Consider the following 22,003-nt stretch of genomic DNA (forward strand, 5'->3'; position numbering starts at 1 on the left):
AAGTTGATAGATTGTCGACAATCACTCTAGAGCACAGAACCAACTCCGTCGAAGGGCACTTCACTCATGACAACGTCCTCCCAGACCTCGGGAAGCTCGACTCGTTCAGAAGCGGAACAACGAGTGCTTCAGCGCGTCGAATCGCGCATGCTGATCGGCGGCGAATGGGTCTCCGCTGAGGGCAATGCCACCTTCGACGTCGACGACCCAGCCAACGGTGAAGTGATCGCGCAGGTCGCCGATGCCACGCCGGCTGATGGACGCCGGGCACTCGACGCGGCGGTGGCCGCGCAGGCCGACTTCGCCAAGACCACACCGCAGGAACGACATGACCTGCTGATGAAGGCGTACGACGCGCTCATCGCAAACCAGGACGACCTCGCGCTCCTCATGACCTTGGAGATGGGCAAGCCCGTCGCCGAGGCGAAGGGCGAAATCACCTATGCCGCAGCCTTTTTCCGCCACTTCGCCCATGAGGCGCTGCGCATTGCAGGAGAGTTCCAGACCGCGCCCGCCGGAAACGCCCGGTTCATGATCACGAAGCAACCGGTCGGCCCGTGCCTGCTCATCACTCCGTGGAATTTCCCGCTCGCGATGGGCACCCGCAAGATCGGACCGGCCCTGGCGGCCGGGTGTACGAGCGTCATCAAGCCTGCGCACCAGACCCCACTGTCGATGCTCGCGTTGGGCCAGATTCTGGTCGACGTCGGTGTCCCACCCGGTGTCGTCAACATCGTGACCTGCACCGGGGCGGGCGAGGTGATGGAACCGCTGATCCGGTCAGGAGATGCGCGAAAGCTCTCGTTCACAGGTTCGACCAAAATCGGCAAGGTGCTCCTGGAGCAGTGCGCGGAAAAGGTGCTCAGGACGTCGATGGAGCTTGGCGGCAATGCTCCGTTCATCGTCTTCGAGGACGCGGACCTCGACGAGGCGGTCACCGGAGCGATGCAGGCCAAGATGCGCAACATGGGCGAGGCGTGCACGGCTGCTAACCGAATCTACGTGCACGAGAGCGTGATTGAAGAGTTCGGTCAACGCCTCAGTGCAACAATGGCTGAACTGAAGGTCGGTCCTGGTACCGCCGAAGGCACTCAGGTTGGACCGCTGGTCGACCAGGCCGGACGCCAGAAAGTGAGTGATTTGGTCGCGGACGCCAAGGACAAGGGCGCTTCGGTGCTCACGGGTGGCGAAGCCCCGGACGGTCCGGGCTACTTCTACCCGCCGACGGTGCTGACCGGAGTGCCTGAGGACGCCCGCATGGTCCGGGAAGAGATCTTTGGACCGGTCGCGCCGCTCACTCCTTTCACTTCCGAAGATGAGGTCATTGCGGCAGCGAACAGTACCGAGTTCGGCCTCGTGTCCTATGTGTTCACCAATGACCTGCGACGCGCGCTGCGGGTCGCAGAGCGTATTGAGTCCGGAATGGTCGGGCTCAATCAGGGCGTGGTGTCCAACCCGGCCGCTCCCTTTGGTGGCATCAAGGAGTCGGGCTTGGGCCGCGAGGGCGGCAGCGTCGGCATTGATGAGTTCCTGGAGGTCAAGTACATCGGTGTCGCGATGTAGGACCGTGGAGTCCATGCAGATGTAGGACCGTGGAGTCCATGCATAGGGGCCGGTCGAGATACTCGACCGGCCCCTATCGCTGCCCTGCGAACTACTGGGTTTCGAGCGTGACGCCGTAGTTCTTCGCGGCATCCCAGACTGGCTGCACATAACTCGTGCTGTTCTTGATGTTGCCCCCGTTAAAGGCGCAACGCTGGGTGGTGGGTCCGCCGGAGGTCATGCCCTGGGCCTGATCGCCCCAGATGTAGGCGCCGCCACTGTCCCCGGGCGCACTACACACTGTCGTGCGAGCGAGGCCGCTCACCGGTGTGCGCACGCCGGCTTGGTTCGTGTAGGTCACCCGGTTGTTGTAACTCTTGACATTGCCGCAGGTCCATCCCGAGGTGTTTCCGGCCTTACACACGGCGGCATTAATCGGGGCCTTCTGCATTCCTCGAACGGGGAGCGTGACTCCTGCGCGAGTGTCGACGTAGGGCTGTCCGGTGTCTTCGTTGTCAATGTCCATGATTCCCATGTCGACGCTCGCTCGGCCTTCAGTAAAGCGCGTCGCGAAGGTGTATCCGAGCTTAGTTCCGGCCGCGTTGTAGACATTGGGGTATTTCGCTAGGACGCAGTGTCCTGCCGTCAGAAGTACCGTGTGGCCGCCAGCAAGGCGCCCCGGAAATCCCAAGGAGCAGTATTTGTTGGGGTCGTTTGGGTCAAATCGCATCGCTTGGCCGGGGATGACGTCGGCATAGGTACTCAAGTCGTCGCCGCGCTTGACCGTCCCATCGGTCGTCGACTTGATCTGCGTGATCACTGAACTCGGCGCGCTGTCCGTCACGGTGACGTTCAGCGTGCCCGTGGTGACGTCGGGCTCAATGGACTGGATGTGCGTCGACCGCTTGCCGAGGTCGGCGACGAGTGCATCTGCTCGCTTGCCCAGCGTAGATTCGCCTCCTCCCACTCGGGCGGAGAGGCCAGCGGACCGAACCTTGGCCGCAGCCTTTTGCGAGGTGACGACGACGACCAGTTTGTCGCCCTTGAAGTAGGACCCGTCGGCGGTGACGGTGCGCTCCACTGTCCGCAACGTTTTGCGCTGACGTTCTTGCGTGGAGATGACGGCGCGAGCGGCCGTCGTGGAAATCCCTCGGTCTTTGGCGACAAACGAAGCGGCGGCATCCTTGAATGTGCCCGACGTGTCCGACGGTGGTGCGGGCGCGGCGGTGGCGCCAGAGGACAGTGCGACGGCGGCGAGGCCGACACCGCACACAGATGAAATGACTCGAGACTTCATGAATTCTCCTGACCGAGATTCGACGAGAAAATGGGCACCGCGCACGTCATCGCCAGTTCAGCGTCAATGTTGGGCTGGATGGGTGAAGTGTCGGGTTCTGCTATGCCGCCCCCGGCAACAAGGCGATCGTCACCTGATGCGACGCGACTCGTCAAGAATGAACGCTAAACCTTTACTCATTCCATAAGAATCCGGCAAGAATAGCGGCAGAAACGTGGAGAAATGTGCTTCTGGAGGGTCGAAGATTCTCGAGTCAGGGAAGCAGGCGATCTACGCCGTCGCGCATGTGAGCCACGAGCAACCGATCGGTTTGCACCAGGTCGCCAGCGGCGAACGCGTCGGCGATGGCACGGTGTTCGGTGACGCGGGCTGCATTGCTCGCGTAGGTCGGTACCAGCGCGTTGAGGCACATGCGGGTTTCGGTGATGAGCGTGCGGTGCATCCAGATCAGCCGGCTGCTGTGGCTGCGCTCCACGAGAAGTTCGTGGAATGCCAGGTCGGCGTCGGTCACTTGCTGGTCGTCGGTGCCTTGGGTGGCTCGCTCCATCTGCTCCACAACCGAGAGCAGTGCGCTGCCGGTTGACCTGGCATCGCCGCGCGCGTGAACCTCGTCGGCTGCGCCACGCTCCACCGCCTGGCGTGCGGTATAGACATCGCGCACGCGTTCTGGGGTCATGTCGATCACGAACAACCCACGGTTTCGTCGGGCGATCAGAATGCCTTCCTGGGTCAACCTCTGGAGCCCCTCCCGCAACGGTCCGCGGCTCACGCCAAGCTGTCGTGCGAGCTCGACCTCGCCCAGCTGTTGACCAGGAGCAATGTGTCCCAGCGCAATAGCCTCGCGCACGGTGCTCGCAACTCGGCTGGCCGTGGTCTCCTGGGCCAACGGTTGCAGTTCGGCGGCGGGTGTCATGGCGTCAGCCTCCTCCTTCTCAGGATTGTCGGGCAAAAAGTCGCCCGGCGTGGGGAATGAGCGGGGTGTGCCCGAGCAGGTCGAGTCCCTTCCAGGTGGTCACCTGATTCGCGGTCAGCACCGTACGCCCGGCGGCCCGTTCGAGGTCATCCAGCCACGCGAGGGTGTGCATGGCAGTATCCGGAACCAGCACTGCCTGAACGTGAGCGGATAGGTCGGCACCCGTGACGACCTGTTCGACTTGGTCTCGGCCTAAGGTCCCCACCTCAGCGGCCGTGATGATGCCGTGGCTGCCCATTCCGACCACCTCAATGTCGGCCGCGCGCAAGAAGGCGACGAACCTCTCCGCGATGTCCTGAGGATAGGAGGCCGCCACTGCGACTCGTTCGATGTTGAGTGCTCGGCACGCATCGACAAAGGCGAATGACGTTGAGGATGCTGGCCGCTCGCATGCCTGCGAGAGTTGCTCGACCTGGTCGGCAGCACCTTTCCATCCGAAGACGAATGAACCCGAGGTACACGCCCACATGACGCTCTGAGCACCCAAAGCCACCAGTTCGCGAGCCCCGTCAGCGAGGTAGTCGGCATTCCCGATGTCCAGGAGAGGCCCGACTTCGTGGGCGTCGATGTCCATGCGGGTGTGGATGAGCGGTAGATCGATGGGGATGCCAGCGTCGCGAACACGCGCGGCAAAAGCGGGGTAGTCGTCTTCGGCGCTGTATCCGGGGTACAGCATGCCGACCGTGGGTGTGGTCATGGTGCTTCCTTCGTGGGGGTGGACACGAGTAGCCGCCACGCGGTGAGCGCATAGGCCCGGGCAGCGGTAACGACTTCGTCTACCCCGACAGACTCATCGGGCCGATGGGCTTGGTCGTTGACCGATCCTGGGCCTAGCACGACCACCGGAACATCCCAGTCGCGGGCGACGAAACCGCCGTCGCAGGCGGCAGTCCACCCGCCGAGTGGATGGCCGGGCCCGCCCGCCGCGGTCAGTGCTTCGTCGAGCGCGCACACGAAGGGGTTGCTCGGTGCCGTTTCGAAGCCGGGCATGCTCATCGGCAAACTGAGTTCAACGGTGAGACCGTCCTGGTCAAGGTGGAGTGTGTCGATACGCGCCTGCGCATCTTTCTCGACCTGCGCCGGATCCTCGTGGGGCAGGAGACGTCGGTCGACCTGAATGTGGCACTTTGCAGGCACGATGGAGGTGCCCTGACCGCCGTCGATCATGCCGACATTGAACGTTGCGGGGCCGGCCAGTTCATGGGGTGTTGCGGCGAGTTCGCCGTGCCAGGCGCGTAGTTCCGCCACGATCCGGGCAGCGCCGTAGATCGCATTGCGACCGTCGTCAGGGCGCCCCGAGTGGGCAGCCACTCCGGTGACGACGATGTCGAGGTAGGCGTCACCGCGCGCAGCGATGACCGTTTGGAGGTCGGTTGGCTCAGCAGTGATGCATCCCTGGTAGCGCGCGGGAGGGGGAGAGTCGATGAGCGCGCGAATGCCGATCCCGGCCTCCTCCTCGTCCACGGTGGCCAGGAGATCGATCGGTCCGGTGAGTTCGGCTCCGAGTTCGCTCGCGAGCTGTCGGACTACGGCCATCGCCTCGAGGCACGCCGCGAGGCCACCTTTCATGTCGGTGCTACCTCGCCCGAAGATGCGTCCATCGCGCACCTCGGCACCAAACGGGTCGGTGCTCCATCCGTCCCCAATGGGGACAACGTCGGTATGCCCGAGGAGAAGCAATCCGGGACCCGCGGTGTCGCCGTCCGCGCGGACGGCGACGTTCTCGCGGCCCGGGGCGACCTCGGTCTGCGTCACCGTCAGTCCGCGCTCGGAGGCAAGCTCGCTGAGGACAGCGACCGTCTCTGCTTCTTCGCCGGGTGGATTCTGGCCGCGCGCCTGGACAAGTCGTTGGGTGGCCTGAATCAACCAGGTCTTGTCGATGCGATCGAGGAGAGTCTGCTCCGCCGTGGTCAGGTCAGTCACTCCGATTCCACCTTCTCAATGGCTCGGGCGAGGCGGGTCACGCCTTCGTGGATTCGGGCCGGCGGCATCGATGCGAAACACAGGCGCAGGTCGTGCGGGAACCGGCGGCTGGGGGAGAAGGCGTTGCCAGGAATGAACGCGACACCTTCTGCCAATGCGACCTCGAACAGTCTTTCGGTGTCGACTGATTCGCCGAGTTTCACCCAGAGAAAGAAGCCGCCTTCGGGGTCGGTCCACCGCGCCTTATCGCCGAGTTGCTCGGTGAGCGCAGTCTGCATCGCATCCTTGCGGTCACGGTATGAGACGCGCTGCGTTGCAAGGTGATCCGCGAGATGTCCTTCGCGTAGGAAGCCTGCGACGAGCCGCTGGAGTGGCAAGTTCGTGCACGTGTCCATGGCCTGCTTGGCACTGATGAGGAGCGGCTGCAGACTCGGGTCGGCACTCACCCATCCCACCCGCAGCCCGGGAGCGATGATCTTGGAGAAGGTCCGCACCGAGAAGACAAGCGGTTCACCGTTTGCGACCTCCTGCAGTGAGGGCACGGGTTCGCCTGCGAAACGGAGCATGCCGTATGGGTCGTCGTCGATGATGACGCTGCCCCAGCGCTGGGCGAGTTCAAGCAGCCGCTCGCGTCGCTCGAGCGACATCGAGGCACCCGACGGGTTCTGGAATGTGGGGATCGCGTAGATGACTTTGGGCGTCCGGCCCGCCCGCACCACCAACTCCTCGAGTTGCTCGACGTCAAGACCGTTCTCGTCGACCGGCGCCTCAAGAAGCTCCGCCTGATAGGACAGGGCAGTTGCGGATCCATTGGTGTAAGTAGGGGATTCGACGACGACGAGGTCACCGGGATCAACGAACAACTTGAACGCCAGGTCGAGGCCTTGCATGCCCCCGGAGGTGATCGTCAGGCGGTCAGGAGTCGTGGCGTCGGTTGTGCCGGCCAACTCGGCGAGCAAGGCTTCACGCAAAGCGCTGTCACCCTCGGTCGCGGCGTAGTCAAACGCGTCGGCCGCTCCAGCGCCCATCGTCTGGACGGCCACATGAGCCAGCGTGTGCGTGGGTACGGCGTCCGCGGCAGGGGAGCCCATCGCGAACTTCACGATGTCGTGAGTCTGCTGAGCCAACAACGATGTACTCGAGTCGATGACCGACCCCACAAGGTAGTCGGCGCGGCTGGCTAGGGGCAGGTCGGTCATTCTGCTCACTCCTTCACAGTCAGGCCACGAGGGACCTGTGTTAGTAGTTCTGGGCCGTCGTCGCCGATGATGAGCGATTCGGATGTCTCGTATCCCCACCCGTCCATCCACATACCGAGGATGACGTGAAAGGCCATGCCGGCGCGTACCTCCGTCTCCTCCTCGGCGCGGAGGCTGACGGTGCGCTCACCCCAGTCGGGCGGATAGCCGATGCCGATGGAGTATCCAATGCGGGACTCCTTCGAGAGTCCTTGGCGGGCAATGGTGGTCGTGAATGCACGATGGGCGTCGCGACAGGCGTTGCCGGGCCGCAATTGTTCCAAGGCGGCGGCCATCCCGTCGCTCACGGCTGCCGAGCAATAACTCAGGCGGTCCGGTGGTCGGCCGAGCACGACCGTTCGCGCCAGGGGTGCGTGATAGCGGTGGTGCACGCCAGCCAACTCAATGGTTGTCGCTTCACCCGCGATGAGAGGTAGGTCGGACCAGGTGAGGTGGGGGGTGCCAGCGGTCTCGCCAGTGGGGAGCATGGGAACGATAGCGGGGTAGTCGCCGCCCAACTTGCGGGCACCCAAGGTCTGCGTGCGCTGGATCTCCGCCACGACATCGCACTGTCGCCGTCCCACTTCGATCTTCTCGATGGCCCGCTTCATGACCCGAGTCGCGACACGTCCGGCTTGGCGCATCTTCTCCTGCTCCAAGGGAGATTTGATGACGCGGACCCAGTTGACCAGTTCATGGCTGTCGATCAGCGCGGCATTGCGCAGGTGGGCATGGAGGGCAAAGAACCCGCGGGGTGAGAAGTAGTGCGCGTCCGTCTCGGCAGCGACATAGGTTCCGGGAGCGTCGCTGAGTACGCCTGTCTCCAAGGCGCGTTCGGCGATCCAGTCGAACGGGTGAACGTCAGTCCGGTGCACGAGCCACTCGGGGTAGCCGTGAATGTGGTCACGGGCCAGGGAGGCGGTGTAGTGCGCTCCTTGGGCATCCATGGCCCGGGCGAAGAGGTGTGGGGCACCTTCGACCGGAACGATCAGGCACTGAGGCATGTAGAACGACCACGCGTTGTAGCCGGTGAGGTAGTAGAGGTTGGCTGGATCGACCACGACGAGCGAGGAGATCTGCCGCTCAACCATGCGAGCCTGGACTGCGTGGAGCCGGCTGGCGTACTCGGTCAGGGGGAACGGCCGGGAGCGCAGTTCGTCGTCCGGGTTTGGGATGGTCATGCTGCGTCCTCTGCCGTACGGGTGATGAGGGACTGCCCGGTACCCACCGTGGCAACGCCAGCGAGTTGGAGAGCGGCCCAGATGGTGACCTGGTTGGCGGTCAGGACGGGGATGCCGAGCTCACGTTCAAGTGGCGCGATGAGGTCGTACGTCGGGACGTTGGTGCAAGAGATGAAGACGGCGTCGCAGCCAGCTGACTGATCGACCGCCTGGCGCACGAGCTCCACCGTCGCCGCGTAGGGGATGCGCCAGATCAAACCGTGCAAGCCGAGGTGGGCACTAGCGGCGACGCCGATGCCAGATTCGGCCAGGAAGTCAACCAAGAGTTGGGTGATCTCGGTGTCGTAGGGGGTCGCAACAGCCACCCGCTTGATGCCGAGGTGGTTCATCGCCATGACCATTGCCCCGCTGGTCGTCATGGCGGCTGGAGCTCCGGAGCCGAGCATCGCGTCGACCAACGCGGACTCCCCGGCGCGGCCGTGCACGAAGGAGCCTGAGGTGCACATGTAGGTGACGACGCGCGGTTGCGTGGCAATCAAGCTGGTGGTGCAGGAGGCCACGACGTCGGTGTCCCCGACGGCAAGTGCCTGATCAACACTCACGGGCAGGGCCGCATACGGCGTGCGAGTCGTGAGAAGGGCGACGTCCTCGGGCGCCCACCGCCACAGTTCTCGGTCCAGGGCAAAGTCGTACGGCGCGACGATGCCAATGCCGACGCCGCCAATGGGCGCAATGGCTGGCAAACCCAGGGGATTCGGTGGCGCGGTGACTTGACCCTCAACCTGATCAGAGAGCGCGGGGTGCTCCGGTAGTGCGGAGCCGTGATCGGACGACACCGCACCATGGTGCACGCCATTGTGGATTGTTGACAATCCGCCGCGCGGGTTCCTAGCGTGCAGCCTGTGACTGCCACTCTGCCCGTCCTCGTGGTTCTTTCGGCTCCGGGCGAGGATGCCCCTCCTCAGGTGGCCGCATTGCGGGATCGGATGGAGATCCGTGTCGTGGATGCGGATCACCTGGCCGAGGCGCTGCCAGGCGCTGACGCGCTGTTTGTGTGGGACTTCTTCAATCCTGCGCTCGCGGCGGCCTGGAAGCATCAGGACCGGTTGAGGTGGATGCACGTTGCCTCGGCGGGCGTCGACGCGGTTTTGTTTGACGAACTCCGCGCGTCGTCGGTGGTCCTGACCAACGCGCACGGAATTTTTGATCGGCCGATTGCGGAGTTTGTGCTGGCGAGCGTCCTTGCCGAGGCGAAACTCCTCCATCAGTCCGCTGACTTTCAGCGCGCCCGCGAGTGGGTTCACCGCGAGCCTCGAAGTGTCGAAGGTGCCCGGGCCATGATCGTGGGAACCGGGGGAATCGGTCGGGCGACGGCTCGACTCCTTTCTGCTGTCGGGATGCAGGTCGTCGGCGCCGGGCGCACGCCGCGCTCGGGCGACCCAGACTTCGGGGAGGTGGTGGCCAGCGATCGACTTGCCGAGCACATCGCGGATGTCGACTTCTTGATCAACGCCGCGCCGCTGACACCGAGCACCACCGGGCTGCTCAACGCTGAGGTGTTCCAGGCATTGCCTTCCCACGCGCACGTGGTCAACATCGGCCGTGGGCCGAGCTTGGTAGAGGCCGATCTCGGGAAGGCCATACGCGAAGGGGCGATTGCAGGCGCTTCATTGGACGTCTTCGAGGTCGAGCCGCTGCCGAACGAGTCGCCGCTGTGGGATCTTCCTGGGGTGCGGATCTCGGCCCACATGTCAGGTGATGTCGCGGGCTGGCGAGACCGACTGGCCGAACAGTTCGTGGACCTCGCCGAGCGCTGGCTTGAAGGCGCGCCCATGCCGCACGAGATCGACAAACAGAATGGCTTCGTGACTTCAAGGAGTGGTTCATGACCGATCTATCCATGGTGAGCGCAACTGAGCTAACCGACGGATTCCGTTCGGGCGAATGGACGCCCGTGGACGCCTTGGAAGCGGCCATGGGCGCTGTCGAGAAGTACGACAGCGCAGTCAACGCGATCACCATGGTCGATGAGCAGTACGCCCGGGCGCGCGCCGAGGACTCGGCGGCGCGGTGGTCGTCCGGCGACCCGATAAGCGCTACGGACGGCATCCCGTTGACGGTGAAAGACATGATGCCCACTCAGGGTTGGCCGACTTATCGCGGAAGCAACCTCATCGGAGACGAGGGCCCGTGGGATCTGGACGCCCCGTTCGCGGCTCGGTTGCGCGAGGCGGGTCAGGTGATCTTTGGCAAGAACACCACACCGGAGTTTGGGTGGAAGGGCGTGACCGACTCGCTCCGGCATGGTGTGACGCGCAATGCGTGGAATCCGGACCGTACCTCTGGCGGCTCTAGTGGCGGCGCCGCCTCGGCGACGGCGCTCGGTATGGGCACCTGGTCGGTGGGTACCGACGGTGGCGGATCAGTCCGAATACCAGGCGCATTCAGTGGAATCGTCGCACTTAAGCCGACCTACGGGCAGGTGCCGGTGTTTCCGGCAAGCCCTTACGGCACCCTGTCGCACATTGGTCCGATGACCAGGTCAGTGCGTGATTGTGCGCTGCTCCTCGACGTGATTTCCGGCCCTGACTCACGCGACTGGTCGGCGATGCCCACGAGGCGCTCGTCCTGGACGGATGGCCTCGGCCAAGGTGTCGCCGGTATGAGACTTGCCTACTCAGCCAACCTTGGCTACGGACATAACGCTCCAGGGGTCGACGCTGCCTTCCACGCTGCACTCGACGTTTTACGTGGCCTTGGCGCCGAGATTGACGAGGTTGAGTTGGGACTCGACGATCCCGTCGAGGCGTTCCACACTCTGTGGTTCACTGGCGCCGCGAAGGTCGTCGATGCATACGGCGACGGGGCCCGCGAGCGCATTGACCCTGGATTGCGTTCTGCCATTGAGCAATTCGGCGATGGCGCCACCGCTCAGGACTACCTGGACGCCACTGCGGTCCGCGCGGAATGGGGTCGTCGCACCGGGGAGTTGCACGACACCTATGCAGCACTCCTCACGCCCACGATGCCCATCCCGGCATTTGCCGCGGGTCAACCAGCGCCGGACGGCTGGCACTCCCAACTTTGGACATCCTGGTGTCCCTATACCTACCCGTTCAACATGACGCAGCAACCTGCGCTGACCGTCCCGTGCGGATTCACCGGCGAGGGTCTGCCTCTTGGACTGCAGGTCGTCGCGGCCCGGCATCAGGACGCCACCACATTGCGCGTTGGCCATGCCTACGAATCCGGCACCAACTGGCATCACCTGATGCCGCCCCTGCTTTCGGAAAGGCGAGACCGCCCATGACCCGCTACATCACGATCACCTTGGAGAGGCGCGCCGTGACCTGCCGAGCGCGGCTCCTCGACGACGTCGCACCGCGGACGTGCGCCGCGCTCTGGGATGCGCTACCGGTGACCTCGCCGGCCTTCCATGGCAAGTACGCCCGCAATGAGGTCTACGGGCTGGTCACTGATTGGGACGCCGCGGAGCCGGGGCCGGAGAACACTTCGATCACCCCGATTCCCCGTGACGTCATGTGGTTTTCGTTCAGCGGAGACCAACTCGGAAATCCCGCTTATGGGTACGAGGCTGAGTCGGATAATCGAGGTGCGAACCGTATCGTTGACCTGGCGATCTTTTACGGCCGCAACAACTTGTTGATCAACGGGGACCAGGGCTGGGTCCCCGGCAATGTGTTCGCCGAGATCACTGATGGGTATGACGAGATGGTCGCCGCGTGCCACAGCGTCTGGATGGACGGGGCGCGCGGCGAGACCATCACGTTCGCCCGGGTTGCCGACTAATGACGGCCGTGCGATTAACCTGAGCGGCACGAGCATTGACAGCCGTTACCGTGCCGGATACCGCGTCACCGGCTCTGAGTTTCGGTCACCCTCGCGGCGGGGTTGGGGCCATGAAACGCTGTGCCCATGAGCGAACGCGCCTCCGGGTGGTACGACGATCCCGACGATCCGACCCAGTTGCGCTATTGGGACGGGATTTTGTGGTCCGACCGCCGGATGCCCAAGGTGAAGCCGGGGCTGGGTGAGTCCCGGATCGGCACGCCGAGTGCGTACCGGGATGAGTCCACAGGCCCGGCCGATCAGCGCCCAGCGAGTTCGCCCGCACCGTCGGGATCTGCGCCGCCCGCGCCGGATTCACCGCCGGGGCAGAGCCAGCCGAACCCGTACGCCTACCAGGGCGGCGCACCGTCAAATGTTGGCTACGCGCCTGTTCCCGTAGGCCCGACCACCGCCGACGGTCAACGCCTGAGCGGATGGTGGCGGCGCTTCGCTGCGTGGGTTGTTGACCACATACTGCGGTCGCTGCTGACGGCAATCTTCGCTTTTCCCTGGCTCAGTGAATGGGTGGACGACGTCCAGCGTTACTTCGCCAGCTCGATCCGAGCCGCAGAGCGGGGCGAGCCCACGCCGGACGTGCCGCAGTCGGTCGTGGAGATCCCGGCCGCCTTCCTCATTGCGGGCGTTCTCGTCTACGCAATCTATGAGATTGGCTTCACCGCCTGGCGTGGGCGCACGCCAGGAAAGATGATCACGGGCATCAGCATTCGGATGGCTGCGGAGGCGCGCAAACCGACAGTTGACGAGGCGCTGCGTCGGTTTGGGATCAAGGCCTTGCGAACCATCGTGGCGCCGATTCAGGTTCTCCTCGGGTTCGCGATCATCTTCATGATCGTGGATAGCCTTTGGCCACTTCGAGACAAGCAGAATCAGTCGTTGCACGACAAGGTCGCCAAGACCGTCGTCGTCATTGGGCCGCCGACTGGCGCCGTGTCGCCGACCGACACCTACCCGCCACAACCCCACTCGTTCAGCTGATGCGCGTCGCGATCTTCACGGGGTCAGCGCCGGGGCACGATGCTCGATGGATCGACGCTGCAGTCGATCTCACCCGTTATCTCACCCGCCAAGGCGCTGGCATCGTCTATGGCGGTGCTGCCGTTGGGCTGATGGGTGCCGTCGCCGACACAGCCCTCGCTGAAGGGGCCGAAGTGATCGGCGTCATCCCACGCGACCTGTTTGACGCGGAGGTGCCCCACCAGGGCTTGACGGAATTCCACGAGGTCGACTCGATGCATGATCGCAAGGCGCTCATGGCGGACCGTGCCGACGCCTTTGTCGCTCTCCCAGGAGGCATCGGCACTCTTGAGGAATTCTTCGAGGTCTGGACGTGGCGCACCCTCGGACTGCACCCCAAACCCGTTGCGCTGTATAACCCCTGGGATTTTTGGACGCCGCTCGTTTCGGCGCTCGATGCGATTACCGAGTCAGGTTTCATCCGTCCCGAGGTACGCGCTGGGCTGGTTGTCGAGTCGGACCCGCAATCGCTGTGGCGAGCGCTTAATCCTCCGGTCGCTGAGCAATGACGTAGGCCCGCTCACTGGGGAACTCGACCTGGGGGTGCGGCAGGCGCGTCATGATCGACACGATGTCGAGTCCATGCCGTGCGAGGTCGTTGAGCACAACCTCAGGTTCAAGGAAGTAGCCCTCAACATCGACGCTGTGCCCAAACCATGACGTCAGGTGGTTGACCTCGCCTGCTGCGAACTCCTCACTGCGTATGTGGAAGGCCAGCAAGGCAATTCCCCCAGGCCGGAGTATCCGCCTGACCTCGCGGATTGCATAGTCGCGGTCAGCAGGGGACAGGTGGATGATGGAGTACATCAAGACGGCTGCTGCGATGGAGGCATCTGACTGCTGTAGATCGGTCATGGAGCCGACCTCGAACTCCGCCTCGGGCTGCTCGGCGCGTGCGATCTCGATCATCGACGCCGAAATATCCACGCCGAGCACTTCGCCTCCGAGCGCGGCGAGATGCCCAGCGACCTGACCTGGGCCGCAGCCGATGTCGACGATCGGGCCGCCGCGCGCCATCTCGACGACTGCTGAAAGCAGGGCGCGATCTAACGGTTTGTCGTCCAACTCGTCGCGCATCGCCGCCGCATAGTCGGTGGCGACGACGTCATACGCATCGCGGACCCGGTCGTGACCGGGGTGCTCAGAAGCCATGGTCCACGTTAACTCCCTGCGGGGTGCAGGGATCAGGTGACCGTCAGTCGATGGGGACTGCCGGGAGGATGGTGCCGGTCACTTCGCCGAGGGCGATTCGGGAATCTCCCTGACCTGCCGCTGTGTAGGTCATGGTCACGGTGTCGCCGTCCTCCAAGAATTCTCGTGTCGTGCCGTCGGGGAGCGCCAGTGGCTCCTTCCCGCTCCAGGTCAGCTCGAGCAGACTTCCGCGCTGGTCGTCTTCGGGGCCAGAGACCGTGCCAGAGGCGAACAAGTCACCTGACCGCAGACTCGCCCCGTTCACGGTCAGGTGAGCGAGCATCTGCGTGGGCGACCAGTACATCGACGCGTACGGCGGTCGGGACACTACGGTGCCGTTGAGCGACACCTCGATGTCAATGTCTAGTCCGTAGAGATCACGACCGAGAAGGTAGTCCAGTGGCTTCGGATCCTGTTGGGGCAGAGCGGTCTTCGCGTGCTCTAGCGCGGCGAGCGGCGTGATCCACGCGCCAATGGATGAGGCGAAGGACTTGCCGAGGAACGGGCCGAGCGGAACATACTCCCACGCCTGGATGTCGCGAGCGCTCCAGTCATTGAATGGGACCACGCCAAACAGGTGCGCCCCGGCGTCGTCGACACTGACACGGGTGCCCAGTTGCGTCGCTCCACCCACAACGAATCCCAACTCAGCCTCGATATCGAGACGCATGCTCGGGCCAAAGAGTGGCGCCGGCTCAGTCGGCGGCTTGCGCTGACCGATCGGGCGGACGACGTCCGTGCCGCTGACCACGACCGTGCCAGCGCGCCCGTGGTACCCAATCGGCAAATGCTTCCAGTTGGGGGTGAGGGCCTCACTGTCCGGGCGGAAGATGCTTCCCACGTTGGTGGCGTGATGCTCGCTGGCATAGAAGTCGACGTAGTCGGCCACGACGATCGGCAGATGCAGGTCGACGTTGTTGATTGGGATGAGGTGCGGCGCGGTCCGCTCGCGGTGTACCGGATTGCTCAGGACCTCAGTGAGCCACTCGCGGGCGATAGCCCACACGGGTGCGCCAAGGTCGAGAAAGGCGTTCAGGGAGGGGGTGCGCCACGCCTTCGCGAGGTCGGGGCCGTCACCCGGGTCGCCATATGCTGCAACGGCGCTCGCGTCGAGCACGAAGTCGCCGATACGCACACCCACACGAGGGTCCTCGTGCGGGAGGGAAAAGACGCCATAGGGGAGAGTGGCCAGGCCGTACGGGTGGTCGACCGGCAGGTCGAGCCAACTGGTCGACGGAGTGGAAGTGGTCATGAAGTCTCCTCGATGAGGTATAGGTCGGACAGGTCCTGGATGGGGTCGAGGACATCGCAGCAGCCATAGGAGTGGAATGCGCTGCGCACTCGCTCCGCCCGAACACCGTCGAGTGCGGTGGAGAGCGCAGCGATCGCCCTGCGATCTCGTTGCCGAAGCAGGGCGCCCGCGGCCTCGAGAGATCCACCGCTGAGCAACTCATCAGTCGCCAGGAGCACGTTAAGGGCGCCGAACTGGTCTTCGCTTCCCTCGGGGGTGGCGGCGCGGTGGGAGACCGCACGGTGCATCCCGCCGGTGAGCTTGAACGCGAGGTGACGGGTCGTGCTGCACTCGAGGAACTGGGCTAGTTGCTCGGGAGTGGGTACGGAGTTCGCGGGCGTGGAGCCGGTACGCAGTTTGGCCCGCACCTGCTCGAGTCTGTCCGCGGCGAGGTCGTCGAGCATGGCCTCGAAACCGGTATGTGGCACCTCGACTGCGATCGGGACTCCGAGTTCGAGCGCCGAACGCCACTCGCCCAAATAGCCGACTTCGATCCCGGCGAGGGAGTGGCCCGTGGCCTGGGCAACTGACTCTGCGCTCTGCAAGACCTCCCCAAGAGGAACATCGGGACGTCCGACCACTGCGATGGTCAGCGGAATCGTCGATTCCAATGCGTCGGCCACGAGACGAGGCGGAAGCAGGAGTGGGCCAACGAAGTCCTGGTAGGCATGCCCTCGCCTAGCGGTGCGGCGCGAGATCGCCTCGGCCAGCGAGAAATTGCCCGGAGGAAAGACTGCGGCGTCATCGATCAACCCTTCGAACAGGGTGCGTGGTGCAGGCGCGGTCACGGTTGACATGCCCGTCAGGCTACTGGACCCTGGCGGCATTAGCGATACGTAAACGTCCGATAAACGGACAGATAGTCGAGAGGGCTAGCGATGGCGTTTTACCAGTCCCAGGGCTCGGTGCCTCGGCATCGGCACACCCAACACCCGAACCCGGCCGGTGGCCTCTATTACGAAGAGTTGATGGGGGAGGAGGGGTTTTCCTCAGACTCTTCGCTGCTTTACCACCGCAATATCCCGTCGACGATCAGCGCAGCCCGAACGTGGGACCTCGCCGATTCGATGGCCACCACACCCAACCAGCCACTCACCCCACGACATCTCGCCTTGCACGAGCTTTTCACGCCGGACGACACCGGCATCGACGCGGTGACCGGACGTCGGTTGGTCCTTGGGAATGCTGACGTACGCCTGCTTTATGTCCGAGCAGATATACCAAGCCCCTGGTATCGCAACGGAATTGGTGATGAGTGCCTATTTGTTGAGCGCGGTGGCGCACGTGTCGAGACCGTTTTTGGGTCATTCGATCTCCGCGAAGGTGACTACCTCATTGTGCCGCGGGCGACGACTCACCGTTGGCTTCCACTCATCGAAGGCGACGCTGACTTCGTCGAGCCGCTTCGGGTCTACTGCATCGAGGCGAATTCGCACATCGCCCCGCCTAAGCGGTACCTCTCCCGGTTTGGGCAACTCCTGGAGCACGCGCCCTATTGCGAGCGCGATCTGCGTGTCCCCCAGGGGCCGCTGCTGGCCGAAGATGCTGCGGCGGACCCCTCCGAGGCCACGGAGGTCTACATCAAGCATCGGGGGCAGGGGCCCGGCGGACTCGCCGGAACTATCTACACCTATCCCTTCCACCCGCTCGATGTGGTCGGGTGGGATGGCTGCCTGTTCCCGTACGTCTTTAACGTGGCCGACTACATGCCGATTACCGGCAAAGTGCACCAGCCGCCGCCCGTGCACCAGGTGTTTGAGGGGCACAATTTTGTCGTGTGCAACTTTGTCCCGCGCAAGGTCGATTACCACGAGAAGTCGATCCCGGTGCCTTACTACCACTCCAACGTCGACAGCGACGAGATCATGTTCTACGTCGACGGCGACTACGAGGCGCGCAAGGGGTCAGGCATCGGTCGGGGCTCCGTCAGTGTCCACCCAGGCGGGCATGCGCACGGCCCGCAGCCGGGCGCATACGAGAAGTCGGTGGGTGTGCAGTACTTCGACGAGCTCGCGGTCATGGTCGATACCTTCCGCCCACTCGATCTCGGCGAGGCCGGAACAGCCGTGGACGACGGCAAGTACGCCTGGAGCTGGGCGAAGCACTAACGCCGGTCGAGCCCCAACGTCGGTCGAGCCCCAACGTCGGTCGAGCCCCAACGTCGGTCGAGCTTGTCGAGGCCCCGCCCGTCGATTGGGCATCGAGTGGCGGCAAATGAGGGGTCCATACAGGCATGCACCCTGCATTTGCCCCTAGTCGATGTGTGGTGGGCTTACGCCCTTCCTCGGGCTCTTGGGCGAAGGCGGTCGCAAGCGGTGCGGTCGGCGGCGCTCACTCCGAGCCAGTACGCCCCGCCCATCCTGGCGATCGCCCCTCTGATCTGTCCGCGACCAACATGCGCATGCACCTTGGGATGGCCGCCTCCACCGAGGTCGGCGACCACCTGGTCAGGAATCTCAAAATCAGTCGTGTTGCCGCCGGCGGATTGCAGATCGAATCGTAGCTTTGGGCTCACCCTGACCTCGCCAATTCGATTCCAGCAGAACGCATTTCGGTCTCTGCTGCGGCGATACCTTCCGGCGAGACTCCGGCGGTGAGGTCGAGCAGTACGCGCGTCGAGAGGCCCTCCTGGCTAGCGTGGACGGCGGTCGCCCGTACGCAATGATCGGTGGCGATGCCGACGATGTCGACCGCGTCAATGTCATGGTCGCGTAGCCACGGCGCGAGGCGCTCACCTTCGTCGGTAGCTCCCTCGAACCCGGAGTAGGCGGCTTCGTACTGACCCTTGCGCACGATCACGTTGACGTGGGCTAACGCAGCTTCAAGTCCTGGGTGGAAGTCCGCTCCAGGGGTGCCGACTTCGCAATGTACGGGCCATGAATCGTGGAAGTCCGGTTGGTCTGACCAGTGGTCGCCGGGGTCGATATGCCAGTCGGCGGTCGCCACGATCTGGGCGTAGTCCCCGGCGCGTTTGGTCACGTAGTTGCTGACGGCTTGAGCAAGGGCGACTCCGCCAGGCACCCCCATGGATCCCCCTTCGCAGAAGTCATTCTGGACATCGACGATGATCAGCGCTCGACTCATGGCGTCGAGGTTAGCCCTCGTCCGTCGAGGCGTACCTCCATTTCGTGCATTACCTCAACGGGGCGGAAGCCGAAGCGTTCGTTGGTGCGATACATCGCCGTGTTGCCTGGAGCAGTCCAGGTGTGGACACTTTGGCGTTCAGGGTGACGCTTTCTCAGCGCCTCAAGAGTCGTGCGCTTGAGGGCCAATCCGAGGCCGTGGCCGCGGTGGCTTGGCATCACCAATGTGTCCTCCTGATGCACTAGCGTGGTCTGCTCTCGGGGTAGGTGCACCAAGGAGTAACCCACCAAATCGCCGGTCGCGCGCTCCCGAGCAGCTGCGACCAGGACGATGTTTGTCTGGCTCCACCGTTCCTCCTGAAGTCGCAGGCGGGTGTCGTCGAAAACCGCAGGGTCGAGGTCGATCTCGCCCACCGGCACGTCGCTGTTCATTTGGTTGCGCATGGCCAGGTACGCCGGTCGGAGCTCGTCAGGACAGGCGCCCTCCCAAGTGAGCGTCTCGTACGCCTCATCGGGCTCCGGCCGTGATGCGAACGCGTCTGATGGCCCCGGAAGGTTGAGCACAAGATGGTGCTCCAAGTGGACGGCGCGACAGCCCATTGCCTGAGCGAATGCTGTTGCTGCACTGGGTTTTTCGTTTCGCGACACGGCCTCGCCGTAGAGATGCGTACGCGACGCTTGGCGTGCCCGCCGCTCTGCCTCAGCGTAGAGCGCACGCCCCAGGCCGCGACGCCGGAACGCGGGAATCACGGCGACCTCGAGGAAGCCCAGGTGGGTGTTGTCCCGGGTCGGGAGTTGCAACTCGGCGACGCCAGCGATGGTCGTGCCGCAGGTCGCCGTTAGCCAAATCCGGTCGTAGTAGCTCGATGCAACAGTGGCCGACTGGACGAGGCTGGCGAATCCGCGCAGCGCTAGCTCGGCGCGGTCCGCCCGGTGGGCCGCTTGCTCGACCTCCCAGAACGTGCGGATGGCCTCAGGGTCAGCGGTGTTGAGGTCGGTAATCAGAGCGTCCACAGGAAATGTCACCTCGAGAATCCATCGATGAGCGGAGAATGCGTGGTCGGCTAGGGCCAAGACCACTTATTTGGCGCCGGTCGGCGGGGTCCGGTGGGGCTAAGGCTGTTCGTCCAGATAGACCGTCGGGATGACGGCCTCGCCGCGGGAGAGTTGCTTGGCCTTCCGGGGGAGCTCCGCCACCGACGAACTGTGTCGGGTACGCGCGCTGTCCAGCGTCGGACGGTCGAGGATCTCTCCGCCGCGCACGAGGGGCACGAGCAACTCGCGGTCGTTGCCGTCGTTGGTCGGGCGTTCGCCAATGCCGATAACCTCCGCTTCGGCGCGGCCGTGTGAGTCAATACGGCGCAAGGCATATTTGCGGCCGCCAATGGAGGTCTTGTTCTTGCTCGCTTTGGCCACACCGACCATCGTGCCGTCGCCATCTTCGCGCGCCACGAGCTTGTAGACCATTCCCGCTGTCGGCGCTCCTGAACCCGTCACGAGTTGAGTGCCAACGCCGTAGGCATCGACGGGTCCGGCCTGCAGCGCGGCAATGGCGTATTCGTCCAAATCGCTGGTGACCACAATCTTGGTGTTCGTGGCGCCGAGTTCATCGAGCTGGGCACGCACTTCGCGGGCTTGAACCAACAGATCGCCCGAATCCAGTCGAACCCCGCCGAGGTCCGGGCCGGCCAATTCCACGGCCGTACGGACCGCCTCAGGCACGTCATAGGTGTCGACCAGAAGTGTCGTACCGACTCCAAGGCTGTCGATCTGGGCCTGAAATGCCGCTCGCTCGTCGTCGTGTAGCAGCGTGAACGAGTGCGCCGCGGTGCCGGTTGTCGGCACGCCATAGCGGCGTCCTGCTTCGAGATTCGAGGTCGTCGCGAACCCGGCGATGTATGCCGCGCGAGCACTCGCAACGGCCGACTCTTCGTGGGTCCGTCGGGAACCCATCTCAATGCATGGTCGACCGTCGGCAACGCCGGTCATTCGGGATGCCGCCGAGGCAATGGCACTGTCGTGATTGAAGATTGACAACGCCACAGTTTCGAGCACGACCCCCTCGGCGAAGGTGGATTCCACGATGAGGAGCGGCGATCCGGGAAAGTAGGTCTCTCCCTCCGCGTATCCCCAGATGTCGCCAGCGAACCGGTAGTTGGCCAGCCAGTTGATCGTGGTGTCGTCGACGACGCCGCGGGACTTCAGTCCCTCCAACTCGGCGTCCGTGAAGCGGAACTTCTCTAGCGCATCCAGGAATCGGCCGGTGCCTGCGACGACACCGTATCTGCGTCCCTCAGGCAACCGTCGGGCAAACAATTCGAATACCGAACTGCGGTTTGCGGCACCACTTTGTAGTGCGGCCTGGATCATCGTCAACTCATAGTGGTCCGTCAGCAAAGCCGTGGACGCAGCACCTGGTGTGGTCACGGGCCCACCCTAGAACGGGACGATGCTGGCCGGGCCTCATAGAGTGAGAACTGTGTCCGTCGCCCCGCCTGAGCAAGCCACCCCCGATGTTGTGACTGAGGTCCGCCCAGACCAGGACCTCGCATCCCAGCTCCAGCAACCCTGGGTGACCATCGTCTGGAATGACCCAGTCAATCTGATGTCCTACGTGTCCTGGGTGTTTCAGACGTACTTCGGCTACTCAAAGGGCAAAGCCGAGAAGCTCATGATGGCAGTGCACGAAGAGGGTCGCGCCGTCGTGTCACGGGGAACTCGGGAGAAGATGGAAACCGATACCGAGGCAATGCACGGCTACAGCCTGTGGGCGACCTTTCAGAAGGACGAGTAGTGGCAACAGCGTTTCGTCGCAAAGGGTCGCGGGTCGTCGGAAAGCTCGACGGTCAAGAGCGCAGCCTGCTCATCGGCTTGATGGAGAGCACTCTTGAGTTGCTCGACGCCACGGACCTCGCCGACAAGGATCAGGCGCCGGACGATGATGACTTCGCGACGTTGATGCGGCAGTTGGAAGCTCGTCAGATTTCCGCTGACGAGGTTGCTGGCCGCGATCCAGCGCTGCAGCGGCTGCTCCCCAGCGCTAGCCGGGATGATGACGAGCTTGCCCGCGACTTCCGCAGCATGACCGAGGACTCGTTGCGGCAGCGGAAGGCCGCGAACCTCAACACCACGATCGGTGCCCTCCATGCCGCGACAGCTGGCCGAGTAGAACTCGATCTGGGGCAGGCGCAAGCGATGATGATCGCGCTCACCGATGTCAGGCTCGTCCTGGCCGAGCGATTGGGGATCCACACCGAAGAGGACTCCGAGGAGATCCACGCGCTCGTTGAAGACGGACTTGATGAAGGCGACCCGAGGCTGATCGCCGCGTCGATCTACGACCTCCTGACCTGGATGCAGGAGACGATCGCGCAGGCGTTGCTGCGCTGACCCTTAGGAT

General features: G+C 64.0%; 23 protein-coding genes. 9 read left to right on the forward strand and 14 right to left on the reverse strand.

The genetic code is table 11. The features are described 5' to 3' along the window. The first annotated feature begins 66 nt into the window (after positions 1–66). On the forward strand, positions 67–1,563 hold the full coding sequence (locus F562_RS0102930) for an NAD-dependent succinate-semialdehyde dehydrogenase (RefSeq protein ID WP_051080124.1): 1,497 nt from the start codon (positions 67–69) through the stop codon (positions 1,561–1,563). Between the two features lie 91 nt (positions 1,564–1,654). Here F562_RS0102930 and F562_RS0102935 read toward each other — a convergent pair whose 3' ends face one another. The 7 genes from F562_RS0102935 to F562_RS0102965 form a co-directional block, all read right to left on the reverse strand. Continuing rightward, positions 1,655–2,839 carry a S1 family peptidase gene (locus F562_RS0102935; protein WP_018155432.1) on the reverse strand — a complete coding sequence of 395 codons (1,185 nt, stop codon included), beginning with the start codon at positions 2,837–2,839 and terminating at the stop codon, positions 1,655–1,657. Positions 2,840–3,092: 253 nt separating this feature from the next. Next, a complete protein-coding gene (locus F562_RS0102940; RefSeq protein WP_018155433.1) occupies positions 3,093–3,752 on the reverse strand; it encodes a GntR family transcriptional regulator in 660 nt (219 codons plus the stop codon). A 19-nt stretch (positions 3,753–3,771) separates the two neighbouring features. After that, positions 3,772–4,509, reverse strand: a complete 738-nt coding sequence (locus tag F562_RS0102945; protein WP_018155434.1) for a maleate cis-trans isomerase family protein — start codon at positions 4,507–4,509, stop codon at positions 3,772–3,774. Beyond that, the gene (locus tag F562_RS0102950; RefSeq protein ID WP_018155435.1) at positions 4,506–5,735 is read right to left on the reverse strand and encodes an ArgE/DapE family deacylase; all 1,230 of its coding nucleotides are present in this window, start codon (positions 5,733–5,735) and stop codon (positions 4,506–4,508) included. Before F562_RS0102950 ends, F562_RS0102945 begins: the two co-directional genes overlap by 4 nt. Then, positions 5,732–6,934 carry an aminotransferase-like domain-containing protein gene (locus F562_RS0102955; protein ID WP_018155436.1) on the reverse strand — a complete coding sequence of 401 codons (1,203 nt, stop codon included), beginning with the start codon at positions 6,932–6,934 and terminating at the stop codon, positions 5,732–5,734. The genes F562_RS0102950 and F562_RS0102955 overlap by 4 nt, the downstream gene beginning before the upstream one ends. A gap of 5 nt (positions 6,935–6,939) precedes the next feature. Further along, positions 6,940–8,154 carry a M24 family metallopeptidase gene (locus F562_RS0102960; protein ID WP_018155437.1) on the reverse strand — a complete coding sequence of 405 codons (1,215 nt, stop codon included), beginning with the start codon at positions 8,152–8,154 and terminating at the stop codon, positions 6,940–6,942. Continuing rightward, positions 8,151–8,990: a maleate cis-trans isomerase family protein gene (locus tag F562_RS0102965; protein WP_245553604.1), complete on the reverse strand. Its 840-nt coding sequence runs from the start codon at positions 8,988–8,990 to the stop codon at positions 8,151–8,153. The genes F562_RS0102960 and F562_RS0102965 overlap by 4 nt, the downstream gene beginning before the upstream one ends. A gap of 66 nt (positions 8,991–9,056) precedes the next feature. Between F562_RS0102965 and F562_RS0102970 the strand changes: the two genes are divergently transcribed. The 5 genes from F562_RS0102970 (at position 9,057) to F562_RS0102990 (ending at position 13,547) form a co-directional block, all read left to right on the forward strand. After that, positions 9,057–10,043: a D-2-hydroxyacid dehydrogenase gene (locus tag F562_RS0102970; RefSeq protein WP_018155439.1), complete on the forward strand. Its 987-nt coding sequence runs from the start codon at positions 9,057–9,059 to the stop codon at positions 10,041–10,043. Beyond that, positions 10,040–11,464 (forward strand): amidase, encoded by a 1,425-nt coding sequence (locus F562_RS0102975; protein WP_018155440.1) that lies wholly within the window; start codon positions 10,040–10,042, stop codon positions 11,462–11,464. The genes F562_RS0102970 and F562_RS0102975 overlap by 4 nt, the downstream gene beginning before the upstream one ends. Beyond that, on the forward strand, positions 11,461–11,964 hold the full coding sequence (locus tag F562_RS0102980) for a DUF3830 family protein (protein ID WP_018155441.1): 504 nt from the start codon (positions 11,461–11,463) through the stop codon (positions 11,962–11,964). Before F562_RS0102975 ends, F562_RS0102980 begins: the two co-directional genes overlap by 4 nt. 126 nt (positions 11,965–12,090) lie before the next feature. Then, complete coding sequence (locus tag F562_RS0102985) at positions 12,091–12,999, forward strand: RDD family protein (protein ID WP_018155442.1); 909 nt, start codon at positions 12,091–12,093, stop codon at positions 12,997–12,999. Next, positions 12,999–13,547, forward strand: coding sequence for an LOG family protein (locus F562_RS0102990; RefSeq protein WP_018155443.1), 549 nt, complete (start codon positions 12,999–13,001; stop codon positions 13,545–13,547). The genes F562_RS0102985 and F562_RS0102990 overlap by 1 nt, the downstream gene beginning before the upstream one ends. On the opposite strand, the gene F562_RS0102995 is transcribed toward F562_RS0102990, so the two are convergent. From F562_RS0102995 to F562_RS0103005, 3 genes are read right to left on the reverse strand one after another with little or no spacing between them, the layout of a single operon-like run. Beyond that, positions 13,522–14,190, reverse strand: coding sequence for a class I SAM-dependent methyltransferase (locus F562_RS0102995; protein ID WP_018155444.1), 669 nt, complete (start codon positions 14,188–14,190; stop codon positions 13,522–13,524). The two genes, F562_RS0102990 and F562_RS0102995, sit on opposite strands and share 26 nt — an antisense overlap. Positions 14,191–14,233: 43 nt before the next feature. Beyond that, positions 14,234–15,481, reverse strand: coding sequence for a fumarylacetoacetase (gene fahA / locus F562_RS0103000; protein WP_018155445.1), 1,248 nt, complete (start codon positions 15,479–15,481; stop codon positions 14,234–14,236). Then, positions 15,478–16,317: a hypothetical protein gene (locus F562_RS0103005; protein WP_018155446.1), complete on the reverse strand. Its 840-nt coding sequence runs from the start codon at positions 16,315–16,317 to the stop codon at positions 15,478–15,480. The genes fahA and F562_RS0103005 overlap by 4 nt, the downstream gene beginning before the upstream one ends. Positions 16,318–16,398: 81 nt before the next feature. Here F562_RS0103005 and F562_RS0103010 point away from each other — a divergent pair, with 81 nt between their 5' ends. Next, positions 16,399–17,628, forward strand: coding sequence for a homogentisate 1,2-dioxygenase (locus F562_RS0103010; RefSeq protein ID WP_018155447.1), 1,230 nt, complete (start codon positions 16,399–16,401; stop codon positions 17,626–17,628). A gap of 164 nt (positions 17,629–17,792) precedes the next feature. Here F562_RS0103010 and F562_RS21355 read toward each other — a convergent pair whose 3' ends face one another. The 4 genes from F562_RS21355 to F562_RS0103030 all read right to left on the reverse strand — a co-directional run bounded on the left by F562_RS21355 (position 17,793) and on the right by F562_RS0103030 (position 21,030). Next, a complete protein-coding gene (locus tag F562_RS21355; RefSeq protein ID WP_169333356.1) occupies positions 17,793–18,035 on the reverse strand; it encodes a DUF1905 domain-containing protein in 243 nt (80 codons plus the stop codon). Then, positions 18,032–18,604: an isochorismatase family protein gene (locus F562_RS0103020; RefSeq protein WP_018155449.1), complete on the reverse strand. Its 573-nt coding sequence runs from the start codon at positions 18,602–18,604 to the stop codon at positions 18,032–18,034. Before F562_RS0103020 ends, F562_RS21355 begins: the two co-directional genes overlap by 4 nt. Beyond that, positions 18,601–19,629, reverse strand: a complete 1,029-nt coding sequence (locus tag F562_RS17870; protein ID WP_169333357.1) for a GNAT family N-acetyltransferase — start codon at positions 19,627–19,629, stop codon at positions 18,601–18,603. Before F562_RS17870 ends, F562_RS0103020 begins: the two co-directional genes overlap by 4 nt. An 87-nt stretch (positions 19,630–19,716) precedes the next feature. Continuing rightward, complete coding sequence (locus tag F562_RS0103030) at positions 19,717–21,030, reverse strand: nicotinate phosphoribosyltransferase (protein ID WP_018155451.1); 1,314 nt, start codon at positions 21,028–21,030, stop codon at positions 19,717–19,719. Between the two features lie 52 nt (positions 21,031–21,082). Between F562_RS0103030 and clpS the strand changes: the two genes are divergently transcribed. Beyond that, positions 21,083–21,397, forward strand: a complete 315-nt coding sequence (gene clpS / locus F562_RS0103035; RefSeq protein WP_018155452.1) for an ATP-dependent Clp protease adapter ClpS — start codon at positions 21,083–21,085, stop codon at positions 21,395–21,397. Then, positions 21,397–21,993 carry a DUF2017 domain-containing protein gene (locus F562_RS0103040; RefSeq protein WP_018155453.1) on the forward strand — a complete coding sequence of 199 codons (597 nt, stop codon included), beginning with the start codon at positions 21,397–21,399 and terminating at the stop codon, positions 21,991–21,993. The genes clpS and F562_RS0103040 overlap by 1 nt, the downstream gene beginning before the upstream one ends. The last annotated feature ends 10 nt before the right edge of the window (positions 21,994–22,003 follow it).

It is taken from the genome of Demetria terragena DSM 11295, assembly GCF_000376825.1.
In the GTDB taxonomy this organism is placed as follows: Bacteria; Actinomycetota; Actinomycetes; order Actinomycetales; family Dermatophilaceae; genus Demetria; species Demetria terragena.